Source organism: Clostridium sp. K13 (assembly GCF_019734195.1).
Taxonomy (GTDB): domain Bacteria; phylum Bacillota; class Clostridia; order Clostridiales; family Clostridiaceae; genus Clostridium.
Map to the genome: position 1 here is coordinate 1 of NZ_JAASHM010000017.1, position 26328 is coordinate 26328.

18 protein-coding genes and 1 tRNA gene are annotated in these 26328 nt (G+C 29.1%); 6 read left to right on the top strand and 13 right to left on the bottom strand.

What is annotated here, in order from left to right:
- Positions 1–473: 473 nt before the first annotated feature.
- The gene (gene pflB, locus HCG76_RS10765) at positions 474–2705 is read left to right on the top strand and encodes a formate C-acetyltransferase (RefSeq protein WP_221700319.1); all 2232 of its coding nucleotides are present in this window, start codon (positions 474–476) and stop codon (positions 2703–2705) included.
- Between the two features lie 66 nt (positions 2706–2771).
- Here the strand turns inward: pflB and HCG76_RS10770 are convergent, their stop codons facing one another.
- The 4 genes from HCG76_RS10770 to nifJ (HCG76_RS10785) all read right to left on the bottom strand — a co-directional run bounded on the left by HCG76_RS10770 (position 2772) and on the right by nifJ (HCG76_RS10785) (position 8901).
- Positions 2772–3416: a hypothetical protein gene (locus HCG76_RS10770; RefSeq protein WP_221700315.1), complete on the bottom strand. Its 645-nt coding sequence runs from the start codon at positions 3414–3416 to the stop codon at positions 2772–2774.
- Positions 3417–3539: 123 nt separating this feature from the next.
- Positions 3540–4088 carry a hypothetical protein gene (locus tag HCG76_RS10775; protein ID WP_221700314.1) on the bottom strand — a complete coding sequence of 183 codons (549 nt, stop codon included), beginning with the start codon at positions 4086–4088 and terminating at the stop codon, positions 3540–3542.
- Between the two features lie 181 nt (positions 4089–4269).
- Complete coding sequence (locus HCG76_RS10780) at positions 4270–5112, bottom strand: metallophosphoesterase (RefSeq protein WP_221700313.1); 843 nt, start codon at positions 5110–5112, stop codon at positions 4270–4272.
- 249 nt (positions 5113–5361) lie between these two features.
- Complete coding sequence (gene nifJ / locus HCG76_RS10785) at positions 5362–8901, bottom strand: pyruvate:ferredoxin (flavodoxin) oxidoreductase (protein WP_221700312.1); 3540 nt, start codon at positions 8899–8901, stop codon at positions 5362–5364.
- 405 nt (positions 8902–9306) lie between these two features.
- Here nifJ (HCG76_RS10785) and HCG76_RS10790 point away from each other — a divergent pair, with 405 nt between their 5' ends.
- Together HCG76_RS10790 and HCG76_RS10795 are read left to right on the top strand one after the other, a co-directional pair.
- Positions 9307–9687, top strand: coding sequence for a winged helix-turn-helix transcriptional regulator (locus HCG76_RS10790; protein ID WP_221700311.1), 381 nt, complete (start codon positions 9307–9309; stop codon positions 9685–9687).
- Positions 9688–9911: 224 nt separating this feature from the next.
- Entirely contained in the window at positions 9912–11123 is a 1212-nt protein-coding gene (locus HCG76_RS10795; RefSeq protein WP_221700310.1) for an FprA family A-type flavoprotein, read from the top strand.
- A gap of 43 nt (positions 11124–11166) precedes the next feature.
- On the opposite strand, the gene HCG76_RS10800 is transcribed toward HCG76_RS10795, so the two are convergent.
- From HCG76_RS10800 to HCG76_RS10825, 6 genes are all read right to left on the bottom strand, one after another.
- On the bottom strand, positions 11167–13794 hold the full coding sequence (locus HCG76_RS10800) for a cation-translocating P-type ATPase (protein ID WP_221700309.1): 2628 nt from the start codon (positions 13792–13794) through the stop codon (positions 11167–11169).
- 97 nt (positions 13795–13891) lie between these two features.
- Positions 13892–15496 carry an ABC1 kinase family protein gene (locus tag HCG76_RS10805; RefSeq protein ID WP_221700308.1) on the bottom strand — a complete coding sequence of 535 codons (1605 nt, stop codon included), beginning with the start codon at positions 15494–15496 and terminating at the stop codon, positions 13892–13894.
- Positions 15497–15518: 22 nt separating this feature from the next.
- Entirely contained in the window at positions 15519–15830 is a 312-nt protein-coding gene (locus HCG76_RS10810) for a phasin family protein (protein WP_221700307.1), read from the bottom strand.
- Positions 15831–15978: 148 nt separating this feature from the next.
- Complete coding sequence (locus HCG76_RS10815) at positions 15979–16542, bottom strand: hypothetical protein (RefSeq protein ID WP_221700306.1); 564 nt, start codon at positions 16540–16542, stop codon at positions 15979–15981.
- 158 nt (positions 16543–16700) lie between these two features.
- Complete coding sequence (locus HCG76_RS10820; RefSeq protein WP_221700305.1) at positions 16701–17447, bottom strand: hypothetical protein; 747 nt, start codon at positions 17445–17447, stop codon at positions 16701–16703.
- 120 nt (positions 17448–17567) lie between these two features.
- Complete coding sequence (locus HCG76_RS10825) at positions 17568–18764, bottom strand: alanyl-tRNA editing protein (protein WP_221700304.1); 1197 nt, start codon at positions 18762–18764, stop codon at positions 17568–17570.
- 262 nt (positions 18765–19026) lie between these two features.
- Here HCG76_RS10825 and HCG76_RS10830 point away from each other — a divergent pair, with 262 nt between their 5' ends.
- Entirely contained in the window at positions 19027–20181 is a 1155-nt protein-coding gene (locus HCG76_RS10830) for a 3D domain-containing protein (protein ID WP_260458098.1), read from the top strand.
- A 65-nt stretch (positions 20182–20246) separates the two neighbouring features.
- On the opposite strand, the gene HCG76_RS10835 is transcribed toward HCG76_RS10830, so the two are convergent.
- Positions 20247–20885: a lactate utilization protein gene (locus HCG76_RS10835; RefSeq protein WP_221700303.1), complete on the bottom strand. Its 639-nt coding sequence runs from the start codon at positions 20883–20885 to the stop codon at positions 20247–20249.
- Between the two features lie 135 nt (positions 20886–21020).
- Between HCG76_RS10835 and HCG76_RS10840 the strand changes: the two genes are divergently transcribed.
- Positions 21021–21587 (top strand): NUDIX hydrolase, encoded by a 567-nt coding sequence (locus HCG76_RS10840; protein WP_221700302.1) that lies wholly within the window; start codon positions 21021–21023, stop codon positions 21585–21587.
- 16 nt (positions 21588–21603) lie between these two features.
- On the opposite strand, the gene nifJ (HCG76_RS10845) is transcribed toward HCG76_RS10840, so the two are convergent.
- Positions 21604–25119 (bottom strand): pyruvate:ferredoxin (flavodoxin) oxidoreductase, encoded by a 3516-nt coding sequence (nifJ, locus tag HCG76_RS10845; RefSeq protein ID WP_221700301.1) that lies wholly within the window; start codon positions 25117–25119, stop codon positions 21604–21606.
- Between the two features lie 204 nt (positions 25120–25323).
- Here nifJ (HCG76_RS10845) and HCG76_RS10850 point away from each other — a divergent pair.
- Positions 25324–25399 (top strand) — tRNA-Met (locus HCG76_RS10850).
- Between the two features lie 165 nt (positions 25400–25564).
- On the opposite strand, the gene HCG76_RS10855 is transcribed toward HCG76_RS10850, so the two are convergent.
- Positions 25565–26110: a cysteine hydrolase family protein gene (locus HCG76_RS10855; protein ID WP_221700300.1), complete on the bottom strand. Its 546-nt coding sequence runs from the start codon at positions 26108–26110 to the stop codon at positions 25565–25567.
- Positions 26111–26328: the final 218 nt, after the last annotated feature.

Below are 26328 nucleotides of genomic sequence, written 5' to 3' on the forward strand. Positions count from 1 at the left end.
AAATTAATATATTTTATATTATATTACATATTTGTATAAAATTAAAGACTGTTGACACTTTGTCAACAGTCTGAAAAATAAGAAGAAACTTTAATTAAAGTTTCTTCTTATTTTTGTGTTTTTTATAAATTTTATAAAAATTAATATATATATATGTTAATTTTTTAACTATCTATATTTCATATTTACTATTTTTTTGTATTTTATTAATAATAATATTGTTTTTCTACAATATCTTACCCTATTTTCTTGTCATACCCTTTGATTATCAATTAATACTATGTTATTATATTTAAGGACTTAAATCACTATAAATTTCTATAAAAATTTTCTATTTAATGCTTGAAAATTTCAAATTTTAGTGATATAGTTTAAATATGCCATTGTTAATTAATAATAATTATTATTTAATTATTATTTTTAACATTAAATGACATTACTTATGTAATAATTTTAAGAAAAGAGGCGCTATGATGAGAGAAGAATGGAATGATTTCAAAACAGGTTCATGGACAAAAAGTGTTGACGTAAGAAACTTTATTCAAACTAACTACACTGCTTACGAAGGTGATGACAGCTTCTTAGCAGGAGCTACTGAAGCTACAACTAAACTTTGGGCTGAAGTTAGTGAATTATTTAAGAAAGAAAGAGAAAACGGTGGAGTTTTAGATGTAGATACAGAAACTATATCTGGAATCAATGAATATAACCCTGGTTATATTGACCAAGCTTTTGAAAAAATCGTTGGTGTACAAACTGATGCTCCATTAAAAAGAGCTGTAATGCCATACGGTGGTATTAGAATGGCTGAAAATGCTGCTAAAGCTTATGGATATGAAGTAAGCCCAAGAATTTCTGAAATATTCAGCAAATATAGAAAAACTCACAACCAAGGTGTTTTCGATGCTTATACTACAGAAATGAGATTAGCTAGAAAATCTGGTGTTATCACTGGTCTTCCAGATGCTTACGGTAGAGGAAGAATCATAGGTGACTACAGAAGAGTTGCTTTATATGGTGTTGATAGATTAATACAAGATAAAGAACAACAAAAATTAAGCTTAGAAGTTAAGACAATTGATGAAGATGTAATCAGATTAAGAGAAGAAATATCTGATCAAATTCTTGCATTAAAAGAATTAAAGGGATTAGCTGCTAGCTATGGATTCGATATATCTCAACCAGCTACTAACGCTAAAGAAGCTATCCAATGGTTATACTTTGGATTCTTAGGAGCTATTAAAGACCAAAATGGTGCTGCAATGTCTCTAGGAAGAACTTCTACTTTCTTAGATATCTACATTGAAAGAGATTTAAGAAATGGTGTTATTACTGAAGAAGAAGCTCAAGAATTAATGGATCACTTCGTAATGAAGTTAAGATTAGTTAAATTCTTAAGAACTCCAGAATACAACGATTTATTCTCAGGAGATCCTACTTGGGTTACTGAATCAATCGGTGGTATGGGATTAGATGGTAGAACTTTAGTTACTAAGAACTCATTTAGAGTACTTAACACATTATATACTTTAGGGCCATCACCAGAACCAAACTTAACTGTTTTATGGTCAACTAGATTACCTCAAGGATTTAAAGATTTCTGTTCTAAGGTTTCTATTGATACATCTTCAGTTCAATACGAAAATGATGATTTAATGGCTCCATACTGGGGAGATGACTATGCTATCGCTTGTTGTGTATCTGCAATGAGAGTTGGTAAGCAAATGCAATTCTTCGGTGCTAGAGTTAACTTAGCTAAGACTTTACTTTACGCTATAAACGGTGGTAAAGATGAAAAGTACGGAATGCAAGTTGGGCCTAAGACAGCTCCATTAACTGGTGAATACTTAGATTACAACGAAGTTATGGAAAGATTCGATGTTATGACTGACTGGTTAGCTAACCTTTACGTTAATACATTAAATGTTATCCACTACATGCACGATAAATATTCTTATGAAAAATTACAAATGGCTTTACACGATAGAGACGTATTCAGAACTATGGCTTGTGGTATAGCTGGTTTATCAGTTTGTGCTGACTCTATTTCTGCAATCAAATACGCAAAAGTTAAGCCAATAAGAAATGAAGAAGGTATTGCTATCGACTTCGAAGTTGAAGGCGACTTCCCTAAATATGGAAACGACGATGACAGAGTTGACGAAATTGCTGCTTGGTTAGTTGAAAGCATGATGAATAAGATCAGACAAAACAAGACTTACAGAAATGCTTACCACACTCAATCAGTATTAACAATCACTTCAAACGTTGTTTATGGTAAGAAGACTGGTACTACTCCATGTGGAAGAAAAGCTGGAGAACCATTTGCACCAGGAGCTAACCCAATGCACGGAAGAGACTGTAGCGGATCATTAGCATCATTAAACTCAGTTGCTAAGATTCCTTACGAACATTCACAAGATGGTGTTTCTAATACATTCTCTATCGTTCCAGATGCATTAGGAAAAACACCTGAAAACAGAATCCATAACTTAGGTACTATGATGGATGGATACTTCTCACAAGGTGCTCAACACTTAAACGTAAATGTATTTAATAGAGAAACTTTATTAGATGCTATGGAACACCCAGAAGAATATCCACAATTAACTATCAGAGTTTCTGGATATGCTGTTAACTTCATTAAATTAACAAGAGAACAACAATTAGACGTTATAAACAGAACATTCCACAAATCAATGTAATTTGTTTATAATAATAAATAGAGCTTATTGCAAATGCAATAAGCTCTTATTTTATTATTATAAAAATTATATGTTTATTGGAATTTCCTCTATTCTAACTGTTTTTACCTCTATTTTTATTATCATATTTACATTTAACTTCCTGTAACTCTTCATTGGTTTACTACTTATTTCAAAAATATTAATATTATTATTTTTTTGTTCTTCATATGAATATCTTACCCTATTATAAAATCTATAATTAATCATTTTATTTCTAATTGGCTCTTCTATTTCTTCTTCTTCTATTTCTGCAGAAACATATGCATTTATAATTTTAACTAAATCTTTATTTGAAATAATATTATCATTAATAGGGTTTATATTTATAATACCATTAAGTGGTATTCTCTTTGTTTTATGTTTTAATTCTCCATTTAAAGTTACAATTCCTTTTTCATCTATCAATCCTAATCCACTATCTATAGTTTCATATACTACACTTTTATAAACCCACGAATTAAACAAAACCTTATTATCAGCAATAATAATTGTTTTATATACATCTACTGTTGTACTAGATGACTCTATTTTCCAAAATGGATAATCTCTAAATTCAAAATTAACTTCTATATAAAACTCCCCCATACCTTTTCCAGTAACAATTCTTTCTTGTATAACTCTAGTATTATCTATATTTGTTATTTTTCTTTTTTCTTCTCCTTTATTCATACTATATCCTCTAACTTCTACTCTTTATATATAGTATGTTTTTTTTTTAATTTGTTATAAAAAAGGCTCTACTATTAATAGAACCTTTTCATTAAAACTTTATTATATTTTTTATACTGTTAATTAACCTTCTACATCTTCAGCTACAGCAACATGAGATACTCTAACAGCCTTTACAAGAATCTCTATAGCCATTTTTTCACGTAACTTCCCATATTGATATAATTTTGGATCAAAATGTCCTGCGCAACCTTGGAAAAGTCCTTGTTGTGCAACTTCTAAATTAGTACATGCAGCTTTTTGAGAAAGTGGTCTTATTGAAGTTTGTTGTAATTCTTGAACTTGTTGTCCAAAATATGCTGGAGTTATTTCTACTGGACATAATAATTCATCATTACTTCCAATAACAGCTGCAGATAAAACTTCTGCTTTATCAGTTCTTTCTAAAACTACACCTTCTGGTAAATCTAAATCTATAGATCCTCCAAATTGAATAACTTTTGTCATGTGTCTGATTGGTCCAACAACTGTTGGTATTCCATTTTTATCTACATAAGCAGTTTCTGCTACTTTATAAGCTATATTTTTAGTTATCCAAGCATTAAACATTATTGTATTTCCTGCAACAACGTATGGTGTAACCTTAACGTCCTCTGTAACATTCTCAACCATAAATATTCCTCTTGGATAAATTTTTGTAAAATCAAATTCTACCTCTTGAAAAATACTTTACTTTGTTCTCCTAGTACCACATTTGTTTGAATTATAGTCATAATTTTTTTCCTCCTTAAATTATCTTTTGTTTTGTCTCTATGATACATATTATTCATTCTTAATCAAATGTATTACATATTTATTTATTTATTATATCTACAACAACTATATCAGGTCTATTAAATAATCTTAAAGGAAATCCACTATTACCTAAGCCTCTACTTACTACTAATTTATTTTTTTCTCCATATACACCCTTGTAATATTTAGGAAACAAACCTTGGCCTGGTGCAAATATACCACCTAAAACAGGTAATATAAATTGTCCACCATGAGCGTGCCCTGAAAACATAATATCAAATTTATATTTATTATAGGAAAATTCATCTACATACTCAAAATTTTCCGGATAATGTGATAAAACAAGCTTAATGCCATTTAACTTTTCCAAATTTTTAAATAATATTTCATTATTATCAAGTGCATATCTACTTTTAACCTTGCTATAAAACTCTCCCCCTCCATCTATTCTTTTTTCAGCTAACCCTAAAATATTAATTATATTACCTTTAATTTTTATAGTTTGTATTTGATTTTCTAAAACATTAATATTATTTGCTTTTAATTTTTCTATTATTTCATTTAATCTGCTACATCTCATTTCATTATTTCCTAATATATAGTACATAGGCACCCTTTTATTTACTCTACTACAAAATTCAATAATTTCATCCAACTTTTTCATATTTGAATCTATTAAATCTCCTGTTGCTACAATAATATCAGGTTCTTGTTCAATAATTTTTCTATACAAAACATTATTGTTTTTCCCAAACTCCTTACTATGTAAATCAGATATTTGTACTATTCTAATTTTATTATTTATATTATGCTTTACCTTTATATCTGTTATTACAATTTTATTATTTTGATAGTAACAAAAGATTCCACCAAGCGCAGCTATAGCAATTAGTATTCCCATTACTCTATTCTCCTTCAAATATCAGACTATATAATTTTACAAATCTTTATTTAATTATATCTTATGTATATTATATTATTAATTTTCATTAAATCCACTTTATTTTTATAGTATATTTAATATATTATATCTTATTAGAATTTAATAAATACTTTTTATAAATAGATAATAGATTTATGAATTTAAAAAGAGCCAATCCCTATGACTAAGCATAGAGTTTGGCTCTATAAATTCTGGATTCCCAGTTTTTTATTCTTGTTCTGCTAATTTCTTTAAGTCAGCATATTTTTGTCTAGCATGTTCTTCAGCCATTTGGAATAAATCTTCCGCTTGTTCTGGATATTGCTTAGCAATTGCTGAATATCTTACTTGATCCATTATAAAGTCTCTGAAGCTTCCTTGTGGTTCCTTTGAGTCTAAGCTAAATGGATTCTTTCCTTGTGCTTTTAATTCTGGATTGAATCTATATAGATGCCAGTATCCAGCCTTAACAGCTTCATCCATGTTTCTTATAGAGAATCCCATTCCCTTCTTTAATCCATGGCTGATACAAGTTGAGTATGCAATAATGATTGATGGACCGTTATGAGCTTCTGCTTCAAGCATTGCTTTAACTACTTGGTTTTTATCTGCTCCCATAGCAACTTGTGCTACATAAACATTTCCGTAAGCCATCATCATTCTTCCTAAGTCTTTCTTCTTAGACTTCTTACCTGATGCTGCAAATTTAGCCATAGCAGCTGCTGGTGTAGATTTTGAAGATTGACCTCCAGTATTAGAATAGATTTCAGTATCAAATACTAATACATTTACGTTTTGTCCTGAAGCAAGTACGTGATCTAATCCACCGTATCCGATATCGTAAGCCCAACCGTCTCCTCCAAGGATCCATTGAGATCTCTTAACTAAGTAATCAGCTCTGTTTCTGATTTCTTCAAGAGTAGCTTTTGCTTCTGTATCTTCTATGTTGTTATCAGCAAGTATTGCTTCAACTTCTCTTGAGTAAACTTTAGAAAGTTCCCCATTTTCTTTATTTTCTAACCAATTTTTAAATGTTTCTTTATATTCTTCAGCTATTGGCATTTCTAATAACTTAGCCATATTCATAGCTATGTTGTCTCTCATTTGGTTAACTCCTAAGAACATACCAAATCCAAATTCAGCATTATCTTCGAATAATGAGTTAGCCCAAGCTGGACCTTTTCCTTCATGGTTCTTAGTATATGGTGTTGATGGTGCTGAACCACCCCAGATTGATGAACATCCTGTTGCATTAGCAATCATCATTCTATCACCAAATAATTGAGTAACTAATTTAATGTAAGGAGTTTCTCCACAACCAGCACAAGCTCCTGAGAATTCGATAAGTGGTTGTTTGAATTGACTTTCCTTAACATTCTTACCAGTAGTTAAATGTTCTTTGTTAGAAACTTCTTTTGATACTGAGAAGTCCCAATTTGCAACTTCTTTTTCTACTTGAGTTCCAAGTGGCTTCATTTCTAATGCCTTACCTGGAGCTGGACAAATATCTACACAGTTGTTACATCCAGTACAGTCTAATGTACTTACTTGGATTCTGTAATTTAATCCTGCTAAAGTCTTACCAGTAGCCTTCTTAGTTTCAAATCCTTCTGGTGCCTTAGCTAATTCTTCATCATTTACTAGAACTGGTCTAATACATGCATGTGGACATACGAAAGCACATTGGTTACATTGAATACATTTTGCCATATTCCATTCTGGAACTTCTGTTGCAACACCTCTTTTTTCATATGCTGCAGTACCAGCTGGGAATGTACCATCTTCTATTCCATTAAATGCACTTACTGGTAAATTATCACCTTCTAAAGCATTCATTGGGTTCATTATATTCTTAACGAAATCTGTAACTACCTTAGTTTCAGTCTTTGGAGCATCTGTAGCAGTTTTCCAGCTTTCAGGAACGTTAACTTTAACTAATGAATTCATACCAGCATCAACTGCTTCATAGTTCATGTTAACAACCTTATCACCCTTCTTACCGTAAGCTTTCTTGATTGAAGCTTTTAAGTATTCAGTTGCTTCTTCTTGTGGTATTATTTCTGCTAACTTGAAGAATGCAGATTGCATTATCATGTTAATTCTTCTACCTAATCCAATTTCAGATGCTATCTTAGTTGCATTAACTGTGTAGAAGTTTATTTCATTTTCAGCTATATATCTCTTCATTTTAGCTGGTAATTTTCTTTCGATTTCTTCTTCGTTCCAAATTGTATTTAATACGAAGTTTCCACCCTTTTTAAGACCTTTTAATAAGTCATATTGTTTTACGTAAGCTTGTACGTGACATGCTATGTAATCAGCTTCATCAATAAGGTAAGTTGATCTTATTGGTGTATCTCCAAATCTTAAGTGAGACATAGTAACCCCACCAGATTTCTTTGAGTCATATGCAAAGTAAGCTTGTACATATTTATCTGTATTTTCACCGATAATCTTAATTGCTTGCTTATTAGCACCAACTGTACCATCTGATCCTAATCCCCAGAACTTACATCTAACTGTTCCTGGTGTAGCTATTCTTAATTCATCTTCTACTGGAATTGAAGTGAAAGTAACATCATCTTCTATACCAACTGTAAAGAAGTTCTTTGAGTTATCTTTCTTTAAGTTATCAAATATAGCCTTAATATCTGAAGGAGTAACATCCTTAGAAGCTAATCCATAACGTCCACCAACTATCTTAGGTGCATTTTCTTTTCCATAGAATGCTGAACATACATCTAAGTATAATGGTTCACCATTTGAACCTGGTTCCTTAGTTCTATCTATTACACAAATCTTTTCTACTGTTTGTGGTATAGCTTTTAATAAATGCTCAACTGAGAATGGTCTGAATAAGTGAACTTTTACTAATCCGTACTTTTCTCCTCTAGCATTTAATTCATCTATAGTTTCTTCTATAGCTTCAGTAACTGAACCCATAGCAACAATTATTTCTTTAGCATCTTCTGCTCCATAGTAATTGAATAATCCATAGCTTCTTCCAGTCTTTTCTTCCATTTTAGCCATGTATTCTTCAACTATTGGAACTATATCATTATAGAATTTATTTGAAGCTTCTCTAGTTTGGAAGTATATATCTGAGTTTTGAGCTGTTCCTCTTGTAACTGGGTTATTTGGAGTTAATGCTCTATTTCTAAACGCTTGTAATGCTTCTTTATCTATCATTTCAGCGTAATCTTCATAATCTAAAACTTCAACTTTTTGAATTTCGTGAGATGTTCTAAATCCATCGAAGAAGTTTACGAAAGGTAATCTACCTTTAATAGCTGAAAGGTGAGATACTGGAGCTAAGTCAGCAACTTCTTGTACTGATCCAGCTGCAAGCATTACACATCCTGTCATTCTTGCTGCCATAACGTCTTGATGATCCCCAAATATTGATAATGCTTGAGAAGCTATTGCTCTAGCACTTACATGGAATACACCTGGTAATAATTCTCCTGCTACCTTGTACATGTTTGGTAACATAAGTAATAAACCTTGAGATGCAGTAAATGTACTAGTTAATGCACCTGCTTGAAGAGAACCGTGGAATGCACCTGCAGCTCCTGCTTCTGATTGCATTTCTACAACATTAACAGGTTGTCCGAAAATATTTTTCTTTCCTTGTGCTGCCCATTCGTCAACAACTTCTGCCATAGTAGTAGATGGAGTTATAGGAAATATTGCAGCTACATCTGTAAACGCATATGCTACGTGAGCAGCAGCTGTATTACCATCAATAGTCATCATTTTTTTTGCCATGATAATATACCTTCTTTCATCGTCCTAAGTATTAGATAATAATTATCCATTAATAATTATTATACTTAATTCTAAATATTTTTCTAGTACTTTATTAGAAATTTTATTTAGTATAATTTTGTAATCTTTTGTCACTTCTTAGTATAATCATATATTGTAATTTCTTCAATAGAAAACTACCATGTTTATACATTTGTTTTTTTAATAGTTACCAAAAGATTCTTTAATAATTATATTTCTAAATAAACTTTAATCACAATCGACATTCTCAATAATACTCTCTATATTTTTTATATACAAGAAGGCACTTTTTTTATATATAGTGTCAAAAAAGATACTAAGTATATAGTTTTAAACTTTATAATATGTTATCATGTATAAATGTACTCTAAAAGGAGGTTCATAATGAATAAAACACTTTCGTTTCATAATGATTGTCATATTAAGAATCGTTGTGCTAAATATGATACATGTCCTATGATTCTTGTACATAGAATATTATCTGGCAAATGGAAAATATTAATATTATGGTATTTAAGTAATGAAACCTTAAGATTTAGTGAGCTTAAAAGAAAATTACCAGATACTACTCAAAAAATGCTAACTAATCAGTTAAGAAGTCTTGAAGAGGACAACCTTATTTTTAGAAAAGTATATCCTGTAGTTCCACCTAAAGTAGAATATGGACTTACTGATATAGGAAAAAAAATAGTTCCTCTTCTTGAATCTATGTATACATATGGAATTGAATATTCAACAAATAAGCAATCATTTAAAAATAACTAAGTCGTAGGACTTAGTTATTTTTAATTTTTAGCTAAAAAAATTAAATATTTTTCTAGAATAGTAAATAAACATTATACAAATATTAAAAGTAACTATATTAAACTTTATAATTATCTCGTCCTTTGTTTATTGACAATAATTATTGTTGGATTATAATTATTATAGAAAGCTTTGAATTAGAACTTATAAATCTAATATTAAATTATAAAAAGGAGATTATTCACATGGCTAACACATTCAAAATAACTGAAGACTTATTTTGGGTAGGCGCTCTTGACCCAAACTTAAGAATTTTTGACATAATAATGGAAACTAAATTTGGTACTTCTTATAACTCTTATGTTTTAAAGGGATCAGAAGGTATTGCTTTATTTGAAACTGTAAAAGAAAAATTCTTTGATGAACATTTAGAAAAAATTCGTTCAATAATAAACTTAGAAGATATAACTTATGTTGTTGTAAATCATACAGAACCAGATCACGCAGGTTCAGTAGAAAAGATCTTAGAATATGCACCTAATGCAACTGTTGTTGGTTCTGCACTTGCTATCAAATATTTAGGCGAAATAATCAACAAACCTTTCAAAAACAAAATTGTAAAAGATGGTGAAACTTTATCTTTAGGTAATAAAACTCTTAAGTTTTATAGTGTTCCTCAATTACATTGGCCTGATACAATGTATACTTATGTTATTGAAGATGAAACATTAATTACTTGTGACTCTTTCGGAGCTCACTATTGTGATGAACGTATATTAAAGAGCTCTATAGAAGAATCTAAAGAAGATGATTATGTTGAAGCTTATAATTACTACTTTAGAATGATTATGGGCCCATTTAAACCATTTATGCTAAAAGCAATGGATAAAATTAAAGACTTAAAACTAAGTTATATTTGCCCTGGTCATGGATTAGTTTTAGATAGCTCAAATATTGAAAAATATATGAATCTTTATAAAGAATGGTGTCAACCAGTAAAAAGAGAAAGACAAAGCATAGTTATTCCTTATGTAACTGCTTATGGATACACTGAAGTTATTGCAGAAGCTGTAAAAAAAGGAATTGAAGCTGCTAACTTTGATGCAGATATATTAATGTACAACTTAGTAGATGCTGATATGAATGAAGTCTTAAAAGAAATTAATGAGTGTAGTGGATTATTACTTGGATCTCCTACTTTACTTGCTGATACTTTACCTCAAATTTGGACTATTCTATCATCATTAAACCCAGTAATTCATAGAGGATTACCAGTAAGTTGCTTCGGTTCTTATGGCTGGAGTGGTGAAGGTCTTAAAAATATAAATGAAAGATATAAACAATTAAAATTAAATATTGTTTCTGAACCACTTGGAATTGTATTTAAGCCTAGTGAAGAAAACTTATCTGCTGCTTATAACTTTGGTTTAGATTTTGCAAAAAAAGTTTTAAAATAAAAAGAAATGGAGTTGTTATTTAATTACAACTCCATTTTTTTATTTATACCTTTGCTTTTTTAAAAAATTTAGAAAAATCCATTATTAATGCTGCAATAATTGATAGTCCTAAACATATTCCAAATTGTAACCACCCAAAAGTTTCTGGTATATTGAATATTCCTCTAACTCCAGGAATCAATACAATAGAATATAAGCATAAGCATATAACAATTGCTCCTATTGCATATTTATTCTTAAATACTCCCAACTTTAATATTGGTATATCATTAGATCTAGCCGGTAAAGTTTGGAATATTCTTGCAAGAGTTACTGTTGAAAATGCCATTGCAGCTCCTAAAGCTGGAGATGATAAATCTCCTACATATTGAGCTATTATTACTATAACTCCAATAATTAATCCTCTTAAAATTACACTTTTTAATGTTCCACCAGCTAATATGCCTTCATTAATATCTCTTGGTTTTTCCTTCATTATATTGGGTTCTGCTTCTTCTAATCCTAAGGCTATAGCAGGTAATGAATCATTTATTAAATTAATAAATAATAACTGTAATGCAGTAAATGGATTTGGCCAATTAACAAAAACTGCAAAGAGTATTGCAATTATTGCTCCTAAATTTCCAGCAAATAAATATGTTATTGCTTTCTTTATATTACTATAAACTGTTCTGCCAACTTCAATAGCTGATACTATAGTTGAAAAATTATCATCTGTTAAAATCATTGCTGATGCATCCTTTGCTACATCAGTACCACTTCCCATACCAATTCCTATATTAGCTTGTTTTAATGCTGGAGCATCATTAACTCCATCTCCAGTCATAGCTGTTATGTATCCCTTTTCCTGCCATGCTTTAACTATACGTATCTTGTTTTCAGGAGAAACCCTAGCATATACAGTAATATGCTCTAGCTTATCCTTAAGTTCTTTTTCAGATAAAGCATCAAGTTCTTTACCAGTTAATGATATATCTCCTTCTGACATTATACCAATTTCTTTAGCAATTGCTGCTGCTGTTGTTTTATGATCTCCTGTTATCATTACAGTTTTTATTCCAGCTCCAATAGCTTCTTTTACTGCATGATAAACTTCTTCTCTTGGTGGGTCAATCATTGCCATTAATCCTACTAATGTCATTTCCACTTCATCTTCTAAACAAGGAATAAAGTTTTCATCTGGTACATCTTTTATAGCAAAAGCTAATACTCTCAATGCCCTATTAGAAAATTCTTCATTAATTTTCTTATATTTATTTATTATATCCTCATTTATATCTACTATTTCACCGTCATCTAAAGCATATTTTACTCGTGAAAACACCACATCTGGAGCTCCCTTAGTAAACATAATTGCATCTCCATTAATAGAGTTTACTGTTGACATTAACTTTCTATCTGAATCAAATGGTATTTCACTTAATCTATCATATTTTTCTCTTAACTCCTTATAATCAATTCCTCTTTTAGTTGCAAAATGAAGAAGAGCAATTTCTGTTGGATCTCCAATTTCTTTTCCTGTATCAGTTATTTCTGAATCATTACATAATGTAGATGATAAATTTATTGCTTCAATTTGATTAGAATCATTATTTTCTTCTTGAATTTCTTCTTTATTGACTCCATACATAAAAAAATCAACAACAGTCATTTTATTTTGTGTTAATGTACCTGTCTTATCTGTACAAATTACACTAGTCGAACCTAATGTTTCCACTGCTGGTAGCTTTCTTATTATAGCTTGCTTCTTAGCCATGTCTTTTGTTCCTACTGCCAGTACAATAGTTACTATTGATGATAATGCTTCTGGAATAGCTGCTACAGCAACTGCAATAGCAAACATAAATGAATCAAATATTAATGTTTTCATATTATCTCCAGAAATATATCCTCTAACTACTTGAATTCCAAAAATTATTGCAGCTAAAATCATTATAATTATTCCTAATTTTTTACCAAACTCATCTAATTTAACTTGTAGAGGAGTTTGCTTATTACCAGCAGTCTCTAATAAAGTAGCAACTTTACCTACTTCTGTATTCATACCGGTAGCTGTAACAACTAATGTTCCTCTTCCATAAACAACAGTAGCACCACTGAAAACCATATTTCTTTGATCTCCAATACCAACTTCTTCTCCTATTTTATCACTATGTTTTAATACAGCTTCAGCTTCTCCTGTAAGCATTCCTTCAACAACTTTAAGTGTTTGTGCTTCTATTATTCTTCCATCTGCTGGTATATAATCACCAGCTTCTAAAAATACTATGTCACCTACTACGATTTCTCTAACCGGAATAGTTTTTTTCTTCCCAGCTCTTAAAACTTTTGCATTAGGTGATGATAATTTCTTTAAGCTATCTAAGGAGCTTTCTGCCTTTCTTGTTTGTGTAACGCCTAATACTGAATTTAGAATTACTACAACAAATATAATAATAGATTCAACAAATTCACCTAAAAATATTTGAACAATTGCTGCAATTAACAATATAATTACTAATGGATCTTTAAAACTCTCTAAAAATATTTTCCAAATAGGAACTTTTGAAGCTTCTTTTAATTCATTATATCCATTTCTATTTAGCCTATTTTTAGCTTCTTCCTCTGAAATTCCATTAATTGTACTATCTACCTCTTTTAATACATCTGAATATTCTTTTTTATAGTGCATCTTAACTCCCCTTTCACATATTACTTCTAATATAGTATTTACTTGAATTAGAAATTATATCAGTAAAATTAAGATTCAATACCTTCTAAAAGCATCTCTATTTTAAACTTCCTGATCTAATTATTGATATTAGTAACCATAGCCCTAAAATTGCTGATACAAAGTATCCACCCATTCCTATTACTGATATTCCATACACCTTTGGTTCTGCATTTATATTTATTATCAAAGATGAAGCTACAACCATTCCTGCTATAACTAAAGCAAAAGCTAATCTGTTTACCATTTTATTCAATACATCGATATATTTATCCTTATCCTCAATAACAATATTTATCTTACCTCTGCCCTTAATTAAAATATCTGATAAAGCTACAAGTTTAGATGGTATATTTAAAGTGTCTCTTGTCAATTTATATCCTTTTATTAAATAGTCATTAAAATCAAATTCTGATAAAAAATACTCTTTATAATAATCCTTAGCATAAGGAATAACCAAACTTATTATATTAAGTTCTGGTGAAAGGTCTGCTACTAAACCTTCAACCATCACCATTGTTCTTATAAGCATAGTAAAATCGCTAGCTAATCTTAAATTATTTCTTTTTGCAATGGATGAGATTTCTTGAAATAAAACAGATATTTTTATATTTTTTAATGATGTAGTATAATAATTTCTAAAAATATACTCAATATCTTTATATAAAATCTCTCTATCAACTTTTCCACTCTTTATTCCTATACTCATTACAAAATCAGTTAATTTATCTATATCTTCATTTGCAATTGCCGCAATTGCACTATTTAGTTCACATTGTTTTTCTTTTGATAATTCTCCTACTATTCCGAAATCAATAAAACAAATTTTCCCACCCCTTATTAAGATATTACCAGGATGAGGATCTCCATGAAAAAAACCATCTTTTAATACTTGTTTAAAATATGACAGTGTTAACTTCTTAGCTATATCATCTTTATCATAACCTAATAGCTCTATAGCTACGAAATCATTTACCTTAAATCCATCTATACTTTCTAAAGTTAAAACCCTACTGCCTGTATATTCATTTATTACATAAGGAGCATATACACAGTATATATCTTTATTTAATTCTCTAAATTTTTCAATATTTTGGGCTTCGAAATTAAAGTTTAATTCTCTCTCTGTAGATAGTTTAATTTCTAATAATATCTCTTTTGGATTTACTATAGAATCTTTAAAAATTTTACTAATCTTTTCACTTAAACTTAATAAAATATCAAAGTCCATATCCATTTTTTCCTTAATGTTTGGTCTTTGAATCTTTATCACCACATCCTTTCCATCTTTTAACACACCTCTATATACTTGTGCTACAGATGCTGATGCTATTGGCTTTTTATCTATAAATAAAAATTCATCCTCTATCTTTTTAGAAAACTCTTCATAAAATACCTTTGACATTTCTTCAAATTCTTCTGCTGGCACATCATCTTGCAACTTAGATAGTTCTACTATATAGTCATCATGAACTAGTTCTGGTCTTGTACTTAATATTTGACCAATTTTAATAAACGTTGGTCCAAGCTCTTCAAATGCCTTTCTAAGATTTGCAGGGGAATTTTTTATTTTATCCTCTTTTTTTCCTAAAATATATCCTAATCCATACTTAGTAAATACTTTTAAAATTTCTTTAAATCTATTAACAGAATTCCCCTCCATTACTTTCCTCCAAAATTAACTTCTATTTTTCTTCTTTATTAAATAACTTTTCTAATTTATATACTCTTGCTTTCAGCATCTCATACTCATCTCTTAAAACATAATTATGAGCTTCTATATTTCCTATATTAACATTAGTCTTATTTGTAATAATTTCATTTTCCTTAGTTTTTTCTCTAAAAGTTCTTTTTAGCTCTTCTCCTAATTCCTTTCCTTCATCTATTGTTATTTTTCCCTTCTTAACAAGCTCATCTACTACTTCTGTTGCTTTTTCATATGTGCTTGCTACAGCTCCTACTCCAAATAATAAAACCTTCTTTATTTCATCCATCATTTTAAACCTCCATGTTTACTTATAAATAATCTTATTATAATTATTTACAATTATATATTTTTTATATTCACTATATACTTATGTAATTAAACTTAAAATATATCATAATATAAAATAAAAGTTAGCTTTTGCTAACCTTTATTACACTCTATTGAACCTTTATATTTCCAGATACAGTAGCTGTATTTTCTAATTTAAAAGTATCTTTTAATTTTTCATCTTTAAAATAGATATTTCCTTGAAGCTTTGTATCATCTAATATTACCCCTTTAGCCTCAACATATATATTCCCTTTAATCTTTCCTCCTTTTATAGTTGTATCATTGCTTTTTATAACTAACTTAGGAACATTCAATGTATAATTGTTAATAGTATTATTATCACTATCTATATAAAATAAATTTAATTTACGTCCTACATGAGTAACTTTATTTCCTTCTGTTGTATCTGTTTTTGAAAAATCACCTTCAATTATAAGTTCATTACTAGAATTAATATCATTTTTAATAGTTATACTATAATTTTCTTTTAATGCTATAGCCAACTCCTCCTCATTTGTAACTATTAAAGATCCTTCAAACTTATCAGCTTCCTCTTCATTTTCTATTTCACTTGTAGTTGAGTTATTATTTACTTTATCATTTATATCTGAACATCCTATAAAAAAAGTTAATAATAATAAATATAGTAATAATAAAAAGTTTATTTTCATAAAGTTTATCCTCCTAGATAATACTACAAACAAAATTAATTCTATTATGCTCCTTTTTATTTTTCCTATATTCCCATTATTTATTCTAAGTATATAGTTGAGATTTATTAAAAAAATAAAAACAGTAACTACAAAAGTAATTACCGTTTTACATACAACTAATATTGATTTCTATACCTTGCAACTCTCAAACCACATTTATATCCTGCTCTATAGGCTGCTTTTATAGCATCTCTTGCTCCATCCTCATATCCATCATTATATCCATCTTTTCTACCTCTTAAATAATATCTCTTGTATTCTCTGTATATTTGTTTTTCTTCTAATGTACCGCTCTCATTACCTTCACTACTTGAAGGTTCCTCTGAGCTATATCTTTTATTTGGATCAGAGTAGCTATAGGTAAATTCACAATTACATTGTGAATTTTGGTATTCTTCTGAATTGGAGTAGTCATAATTACAATCATAATCACATTCTGAATTGTGCTCATAATTATACTCTGAATTATAATCTGAGTCTGTATTATCTTCAAAATCTGAATACTCATTTTCTTTTTCATATTTAATTTCTATTATTGTATCTTCTGATGTTTCAATATCATCTATTTCTTCAATACTCTCTACTGTTTCAATACTCTCTACTGTTTCAATATTCTCTGTTGTTTCGATATCTTCTAAAACATCTACTTTAATATCTTCCTGAAAAATTTCCTCTTGTTCTGCTATAGGATATCCATCATTTTTATCTAAAATTTCATTTGGTGAAAAATTCTCTTCTTCATCACTCCATATATAATTTTCCTTTAGGACTTCTTCTTCCTCTTCTATTTTTTGAAAATTTTCTGGACCTTCATTGTTAGTTAAGTCTTCTATATTATCATTTTCAAAAAATCTTCTGTCCATAATTATATCTCCTTTGAATATTTTTATAATTCATTATATGAATCTTAAAAATAATTGCTATTCTTTTAATGACAGATTTAACTTTTTCAAATATTTATGTTTATACTTTCCCAAATTACACTATATTAAACTTATCTTACGCAAAGCATAGTCCATGGCACCTTGAAGATTACTACAATTTTTACCTCCACCTTGTGCCATAAACTTACTTCCACCGCCCCTACCATCAATTAAAGTTATTGCATCTTTTAATAAATCATTCATTGATACATTACTTATATTCTTAGATGCTGAAAATATTAAATTTGCTTTATCTTCAAATTTCACTGCAAATAATACAATCATATTATCATTTAATGATATTTTTTCTGCAATCTTAGAAATATATTTTAAATCTCCTCCATTATATATCTTTGATACTACATACATATCACCAATAGATTTTGCCTCTTTTATCATATCTTTAATTTGATATTCTCCAATTTCTGCTTTAATCTCTCTATTCTCACTTAAAGCGCTTTTTAAGTCACTTGAAAGATTATTAATTGCATTTATTGCATCATCCTCACCACAATTTAAAAATCTGCAAATTTTATTTCTAAACTCATCTTTATTAAAATAATCATTTATAGCTCTTTTTCCTGCTAAATATTCAATTCTTGTAGCACCTTTATGTTTTTCCCATCTTTTAACCTTTATAGCTTGAAGGTCTAATGTTCTACTAGGATGTACGCCACAACATGCATTAATATCTAAATCACCTATTTTTACTATTCTTATTTGTTCATCTGTATTAGGTAAATCTCTTCTTAAATTTAGTTTTTTCAACTCCTTTTTAGATGGTGTTAAAAATTCGACCTTTATATTTTCTTGTATGATTTCATTTGCCATTTTTTCTGCTTTTCTAATAGTTTCTTCATCTAAATATCCTTGAATGTCTACTGTACTAATATCCTTTCCTACATGTACACTGACTGTATTTGCATTGAATAAAGTAAAAAAGCATCCTGAAAGTACATGCTGCCCTAAATGCTGCTGCATTCCATCTAACCTTCTATCCCAATCTATCTTACAATTTACTCTATGTATTTTTATAGGCCTTTTTTCTGTTACATGATATATTTTTCCATTTTCTTCAATAACATCAATTACTCTATGATTATCTATATATCCTAAATCACAATGTTGTCCTCCTCCCCCTGGGAAGAATGCTGTTTTATCTAAACTTACATAATACAGATTATTTTTTTCTATTACTTCTGTTACTTCAGCTATAAATTCTTTCAAATATTGATCTTCATAATATAACTTTTCCATCAATTTACCTCCAACTAATCCTTAATCATTATTTTCTAAATTTTATATTACTTTCTCTTATAATTCAACTTATTTTATATACTCTCCATTTCTTCTATTTTATTCCATATATTTATGTTATAATATATTTAAATTTATTTTTATGTTATTTAAATTATTATATTATCTCATAAATGACATTTAAATACAGCAAATTTGACATATATAAATTTATATAGTAATGTAACGTCAAGAATAATAATTCTTTTAGGAGGTGAATTTTTTGTTTAAAAAGTTTATTACTGTTTCTTTAGCTACAGCATTATTAACGTCTTCATTAAGCTTTATTTCTGTATATGCTGCTACGCCACAAGATACAATAAATGAAAACTTGCAAAAATATCAAACACTTGATAATCAAATTTTAGAATTAAATTCAAAAATTCAAGCATTAGATGTAGAAATAGATCAAACTACAATTAAGTTAAATGAAAACAATACAGCTATTGCTGATATTGAAGATCAGATAAAAACAAACGAAGCTAAATTAGAACAAACTAAAGAAGATATTGAAAATTCTCAAGTTGTTTTAGATAACAGAGTTAGAACTATGTATAAAACAAATATGACTTCAAACATTTTAGTTAGTATTATTACTTCTAAAAGTGTATCTGAATTATTTTCAAAGGTACAAGCTATCTCGAAAATAATTTCTACTGATAAAGAAGTATTAGCTACTATTAATGAAAAAAAATCTGAGTTAGATTCAACTATTGAGTCATTAAATAATAAAAATTCAGAACTTGTTGTTTTAAAGAAAACAATTGAAGAAGATTTAAAAACTGTTGAAAGTAAAAAAGCTGAACAAGAGCAATATGTAGAACAATTAAATTCTGAAAAAGAATCTGTTTTTTCAGTTATAGAAGAAAATGAAAAGCTATTAATATCAAAACCTCTATCTATAGCTAACTCTTCATCAGCTTCTGCATCAGAATTACAAAATGCTATTGATACATTAAATTCTTATATTCCATTACTAAATAGTTCAACAACTATTAATATGGCTAAAAACGGAATTAGTAATGCTAAAGCAAGAATAGATGAACTTAATACACCTACAGTGCCTACAACTGGAACTGAAGTTGGGACTGCAATCAAAACATTAACTATGGAATCAACTGCTTATTATGGACATGCTACTACAGCTTCTGGGCTAAAGCCTGTTAGAAATCCTGATGGTATTAGTACTGTTGCTGTGGATCCTAATGTAATTCCATTAGGTTCTAAAGTTTATGTATCTGGATATGGTGTAGCTATTGCTGCCGATACTGGTGGAGCAATTAAAGGAAATATTATTGATGTATATCTTAATAGTTATGAAGAATGTATGTCATGGGGAAGAAGACAAGTTACTGTACAAATTTTAGAATATCCATGATAATCAGCTATGGCAAGCTTTTAGGATAAAACTCCTAAAAGCTTGCCACTTTATTTTAACAGTAATTAATATCCATACTCTTCATTAAGTAATAATACAAATATTCTATTAGGAACTGGCTTCCTTATTACTGTATACTCACGACAAATCCTTTCTGGACTATTACAATTCATACATTTTCCTGTAACTGTACATGGAGTTTTTCTATTTAACCTTTTTGCATTTGCTGGTGCTGCTAAATTTTCAACCCTATAAATTGCTTCATTTATATCTTTTACAATTTTATTTACTCCAGCAATAACTATTACCTTATCTGGACCATAAAGCATCGCTGCAACCCTATTTCCATTACCATCAACATTATATAACTCTCCCTCTTCTGTTATTGCATTAGTACTCGTAAAATAAGCATCACAAAAGAAAGATTTCCTATATATTTCCTTTATTTCATCAGCAGTTAATCCTTCTTTATATCTATCTAGTAGTTCATATCTTCCACTTCTTAAATGTTCCATTATTTTAGTTTCAAATAGTGTCATTGATCCACCCAAACTAACTTTACTACCTTCATTAACTAATTCTTGTATTTTATGAATAAGCTCATTTTCTGTATTAATTAAATAACCCTCCATATTATTTTTTCTTAAGGCTTCTAAAGTCCTATTTATTTTAATTTCATTAACCCACTTCAAATTATTATCCATTTAAATCTAATCCCTCCAATTTATTTATATTAAAATTTTAATCCAATATTTATTATAATCCAATAATATAATTTATTTTTTTATTATTTATGTTATTATATTTATAAAACTCTAATTCTAGAAAGGATTAATATTATGAATTGGATTGAAAATATAAAAAATTATGAACCTTATAATGAACAAGAACTTAAAGATAAAGATTTAATACTAAAATTTATTAATTTACACAATGATGTTTTAACACGTAAAAATACTATTGCCCATATGACTAGTTCAGGGTATATAGTTAATAAATCAAGAACTAAAGTCTTAATGATTTATCACAATATTTACAAAAGCTGGGCATGGACTGGTGGGCATGCTGATGGTGATTCAGATTTATTACATGTTGCCATTAAAGAAGCTAAAGAAGAAACAGGATTAAAAAATGTAACTCCTGTAATTAATGATATTCTTGGACTAGATGTTCTAACTGTAAATGGTCATATTAAGAAAGGTGAATATATTTCATCACACTTACATTTATCTGTAGCTTATCTTTTAGAAGCCTCTGAAGAGGATGAACTTATAATTAATGAGGAAGAAACTAGTGGTGTTAAATGGCTTCCAATTGATGAATTACATATTCATTGCAACGAACCATACATAATAGATACTGTTTACTCTAAATTTAATAAAAAAATTAAGGAGCTGAATTTATAAATTCAGCTCCTTATTATTAATCTTGTGCTAATTTTTTATAGTTTTCTAATCTTTCTTTAGCATCTTTTTCTGTCTTATCAAATAATTCTTCAGCTAGTTCTGGGAAAACTTTAGCTAATGCTGCATATCTTACTTCGCCCATTAAGAAATCCTTGAAATCTGCCTTTGGTTCTTTTGAGTCTAATGTAAATGGATTCTTTTCTCCCTTTAGTGAAGGATTATATCTATAAAGATTCCAATATCCACAATCTACAGCCTTCTTTTGCTCATCTGGAGTATTGCTCATACCGGATTTTATTCCATGACTTATACATGGTGCATATGCAATAATTAATGATGGACCATTATATTTTTCTGCTTCAGTTATAGCTTTAATTGTTTGATTCTTATCTGCACCTAATGATACTTGTGCTACATAAACATATCCATAACTCATAGCCATCATTCCTAAGTCTTTCTTCTTAGTTCTCTTTCCTGAAGCTGCAAATTTAGCTATTGCTGCTGTAGGTGTAGATTTTGATGCTTGACCTCCAGTATTTGAATAAATTTCTGTATCAAATACAAGGACATTAACATCTTCATTACTTGCAAGCACATGATCTAATCCACCATAACCAATATCATATGCCCATCCATCTCCACCAAATATCCATTGTGACCTCTTAATGAAGAATTCTTTATCCTTTAATATTTCCTTTGCAACCTCTTCATTACAACCTTGTAAGGCAGATTCTAACTTTTCTGCTCTTTCCCTTGATCCTTCGCCTTCATCTTTGTTATTTAACCATTCTTCCATGGCTTCTTTTGCACTACTACATAAACCTTCATTTAATGCTTTTTGAATATTTGAAGCAATTCTTTCTCTTATAGTTTTAACTCCCATAAACATTCCAAGTCCATATTCTGCATTATCTTCAAATAAAGAGTTAGCCCATGCTGGTCCATAGCCTTCTTGATTTTTTGTATAAGCTGTTGCTGCTCCTGATGATGCCCAAATTGAAGAACATCCTGTAGCATTTGCTATTACCATTCTATCACCAAATAATTGAGTTACTAATTTTGCATATGGAGTTTCTCCACAACCTGCACATGCTCCTGAGAACTCTAATAATGGTTGTTCAAATTGACTTCCTTTAACTGTGTTCTTATTCATAGGATTTTTCTTATTCTTTATATCTTCTACTGCAAAATCCCAAGCTTCTATTTGATCATGTTGTGAATCAAATGGTTTCATAACAAGTGCTTTTCCTGGCGCTGGACATACTTCTGCACAATTAGAACATCCAGTACAGTCAAGTGGTGTAACTCCTATAGTATAGAAATAAGAAACATCTCCTTTAACACCTTTTGCTTGAAGTTTTTTAAAGCTTGAAGGCGCAGTTTTAACTTCTTCTTCTGTTGATAAGAAAGGTCTAATACATGCATGTGGACATACATATGAACATTGATTACATTGAATACAATTTTCAGGAATCCACTCTGGAACATTAACGGCTATTCCTCTCTTTTCATATTTAGTAGTTCCATGCATAAATGTACCATCTTCTATATTATTATTTACAAAAGCTGATACAGGTAAGTTATTTCCTTCAAGCTTATTAATAGGAATACAAATATTTCTTACAAAATCAGGAACACTCATTTCCTCTTGAAGTTTATCATCACTTGCAGACTTCCATGAATCTGGAACATCTATTTTTACTACTGATTCTAATCCTTTATCTATAGCAGCATAATTCATATTTATAACTTTTTCACCTTTTTTACCATATGAAGTAACTACTGCTTCTTTTAGATACTTAATAGCTTCATCAACAGGAATAATATTAGCAAGTTTAAAAAAGGCTGCTTGCATTATCATATTAATTCTTCCGCCTAAACCTATTTCTTGAGCTATTTTAACAGCATTTATTGTATAGAAGTTTATATTATTTTCAGCAATATATTTTTTTATTTTTCCTGGTAATTTTTCATCTAGTTCTTCTTTATCCCATATAGTATTTAATACAAATACACCATTTTTTCTTAAACCTTCTAATACATTATATGAATATACATATGATTGATTATGACAAGCAACAAAATCAGCCTTATCTATTTCATAATGTGATTTTATTGGATTTTTACCAAACCTTAAGTGAGAAATAGTTATTCCTCCTGATTTTCTTGAATCATAAGCAAAATATCCTTGTGCATACATATTAGTATGATCACCAATTATTTTAATTGCACTCTTATTAGCACCTACTGTACCATCTGATCCAAGGCCCCAGAATTTGCATGCTGTTGTACCTTCTACAGCTACATCTATCTCATTATTAGGATCTAATGATAAATTAGTTACATCATCTACAATACCTATAGTAAATCTATTTCTTGGATTTTCGCTTGCTAAATTACTATAAACAGCTGCAATATCAGCTGGATATGGATCCTTTGATCCTAAACCGAATCTTCCTCCTACTACCTTTGGTGGATTTTCCATATCATTTACAGCTCTTAATATATCTAAATATAAAGGTTCACCTATTGATCCGGGTTCCTTTGTTCTATCTAATACTGCAATTTTTTTAACAGTGCTTGGAATACAATTTAATAATCTTTCAATACTAAAAGGTCTATATAATCTTACTTTGATTAAACCAACCTTTTCTCCTTTATTTCTTAAATAATCTATTGTTTCTTCAACTACATCACTTACAGATCCCATTGAAATAATTATTCTATCCGCATCTGGTGCTCCATAATAATCAAAGCAATGATATTCTCTTCCTGTTAATTCAGTAATCTTACTCATATACTCTTCAACTATTGCTGGTATATCATCATAATATTTATTTAATGATTCACATAATTGGAAATATACATCTGGATTTTGTGCAGTTCCTCTAGTTACTGGATGACTTGGATTTAATGCATTTTTTCTAAAATTATCTAAAGCTTCATAATCTAAAAGCTTTGCTAATTCATCATATTCTAAAACTTCTACTTTTTGTATTTCATGAGAAACTCTAAAACCATCAAAGAAGTTTACAAATGGCATTCTTCCTTTAAGTGCAGCTAAATGTGCTACTGGAGATAAATCCATTACCTCTTGTACTGACCCCTCTGCTAGCATTGCACAACCTGTTGCTCTTGCTGCCATAACATCTTGATGATCACCAAATATACTTAATGATGAAGTTGCTAATGCTCTTGCAGCAACATGTAAAACACCTGGTAATCTTTCACCTACCATCTTATACATATTAGGTATCATAAGTAATAAGCCTTGTGATGCTGTATATGAAGTTCCTAATGCTCCACTTTGAAGTATCCCATGAAGTGCACCTGCTGCCCCTGCTTCTGATTGCATTTCTACAACCTTTACTGGCTCTCCAAATATATTTTTCTTTCCTTGAGCTACCCATTCATCAATATGCTCAGCCATAGGAGATGAAGGTGTTATTGGATAGATTGAACTTACTTCTGTAAATGCGTATGAAACATAAGCAGCCGCTGTATTACCATCCATTGTCTTCATTTTTCTCATAGTTTTTACCTCTCTTTCATTAATTTTTCAAATTATATTATGTTTTAAGCTTTTACCAAATAAATTTTTACTCTTTAATAGTATTTAAAAAATAAAAAATAATATGTATTTACCTTACAGACTTTTTACTTTCCTTTTCTTGTATTTTAACATTGACTATATAATTTTAAAGTATTATACTAATAATATAAATTAATATAATATCGCGGGGTGGAGCAGTTGGCAGCTCGTTGGGCTCATAACCCAAAGGTCGTAGGTTCAAATCCTATCCCCGCAACCAAAAAAAGAATATCTTTATGATATTCTTTTTTATTTATATTTTACTTACTTTTAATAACTTAAATAACAATTGTTTTTACTAAAATATATAATAAAAAAAGATATAGGAAGTTCTTCTAATAACCATCCTATATCTATACTGCTCTATCTTATTAAATAAATCTTTTTAATTTCTATTTATCACTTTAACCTGTAATGATTCAATTACATCTAAAGCTTTTTCATGTAAATCATTATCAAAGCTTGCACATAGTGATGCATCTACTATAATATCAGCATTTATATATTGTGATTGTAATGTTACTACATTGCTTATTACACATATGTTAGTTACAACCCCTACTATTTCAATACAATCTATATTGTCTCCTATTCTTTCAACTAATTTAATCATCATTTCTGGCGAAATTCCAAAAGAATATTTATTTATATGAATAGTATTTGAATTTTCTTTAAATTCACTAAGCTTTCCATATAACTCATGCCCTTTAGTATTTATTATACAGTGGGGTACTGGTAAACTTTTTCCCTCTCTTGTATTTAAATATTCTTCTGAGTGAGTATCATATGTAAAAACTACATTATGTCCTTCATTTAAATAACTTTTAACTTTATTATATATATTATTCTCTAAGTTTTCAGCCTTTACAAAACCTAAAGCTCCATTAACAAAATCATTTTGATAATCAATTACTACTAATAATTTTTTCATAACCTTTCCTCCATTTAGCTTATACATATACTACTATATTTTACTCTATAACATTACTAATGTATATACACCTTTTCAGAAATTTATATAACAGTTGTAATTTAGCATTGATTTTTGTTAAAATTTTATTTTATTTTACTATTTTTCCTTTAATAAATTATTATTCTTATATATAATAGAAAGGTGATTAAATTAATATAGTTACAATGGAGGTAATT

Excerpts from the sequence above, each read along its gene's own strand:
- HCG76_RS10790 (WP_221700311.1), top strand. The coding sequence starts at position 9,307 with ATGAATAAAACACTTTCGTTTCATAATGATTGTCATATTAAGAATCGT.
- HCG76_RS10780 (WP_221700313.1), bottom strand. The coding sequence starts at position 5,112 with ATGGGAATACTAATTGCTATAGCTGCGCTTGGTGGAATCTTTTGTTAC.
- nifJ (WP_221700312.1), bottom strand. The coding sequence starts at position 8,901 with ATGGCAAAAAAAATGATGACTATTGATGGTAATACAGCTGCTGCTCAC.
- HCG76_RS10795 (WP_221700310.1), top strand. The coding sequence starts at position 9,912 with ATGGCTAACACATTCAAAATAACTGAAGACTTATTTTGGGTAGGCGCT.
- pflB (WP_221700319.1), top strand. The coding sequence starts at position 474 with ATGAGAGAAGAATGGAATGATTTCAAAACAGGTTCATGGACAAAAAGT.
- HCG76_RS10820 (WP_221700305.1), bottom strand. The coding sequence starts at position 17,447 with ATGGACAGAAGATTTTTTGAAAATGATAATATAGAAGACTTAACTAAC.
- HCG76_RS10815 (WP_221700306.1), bottom strand. The coding sequence starts at position 16,542 with ATGAAAATAAACTTTTTATTATTACTATATTTATTATTATTAACTTTT.
- nifJ (WP_221700301.1), bottom strand. The coding sequence starts at position 25,119 with ATGAGAAAAATGAAGACAATGGATGGTAATACAGCGGCTGCTTATGTT.
- HCG76_RS10840 (WP_221700302.1), top strand. The coding sequence starts at position 21,021 with ATGAATTGGATTGAAAATATAAAAAATTATGAACCTTATAATGAACAA.
- HCG76_RS10770 (WP_221700315.1), bottom strand. The coding sequence starts at position 3,416 with ATGAATAAAGGAGAAGAAAAAAGAAAAATAACAAATATAGATAATACT.
- HCG76_RS10855 (WP_221700300.1), bottom strand. The coding sequence starts at position 26,110 with ATGAAAAAATTATTAGTAGTAATTGATTATCAAAATGATTTTGTTAAT.
- HCG76_RS10825 (WP_221700304.1), bottom strand. The coding sequence starts at position 18,764 with ATGGAAAAGTTATATTATGAAGATCAATATTTGAAAGAATTTATAGCT.
- HCG76_RS10800 (WP_221700309.1), bottom strand. The coding sequence starts at position 13,794 with ATGCACTATAAAAAAGAATATTCAGATGTATTAAAAGAGGTAGATAGT.
- HCG76_RS10810 (WP_221700307.1), bottom strand. The coding sequence starts at position 15,830 with ATGATGGATGAAATAAAGAAGGTTTTATTATTTGGAGTAGGAGCTGTA.
- HCG76_RS10835 (WP_221700303.1), bottom strand. The coding sequence starts at position 20,885 with ATGGATAATAATTTGAAGTGGGTTAATGAAATTAAAATAAATAGGACT.
- HCG76_RS10805 (WP_221700308.1), bottom strand. The coding sequence starts at position 15,496 with ATGGAGGGGAATTCTGTTAATAGATTTAAAGAAATTTTAAAAGTATTT.
- HCG76_RS10775 (WP_221700314.1), bottom strand. The coding sequence starts at position 4,088 with ATGGTTGAGAATGTTACAGAGGACGTTAAGGTTACACCATACGTTGTT.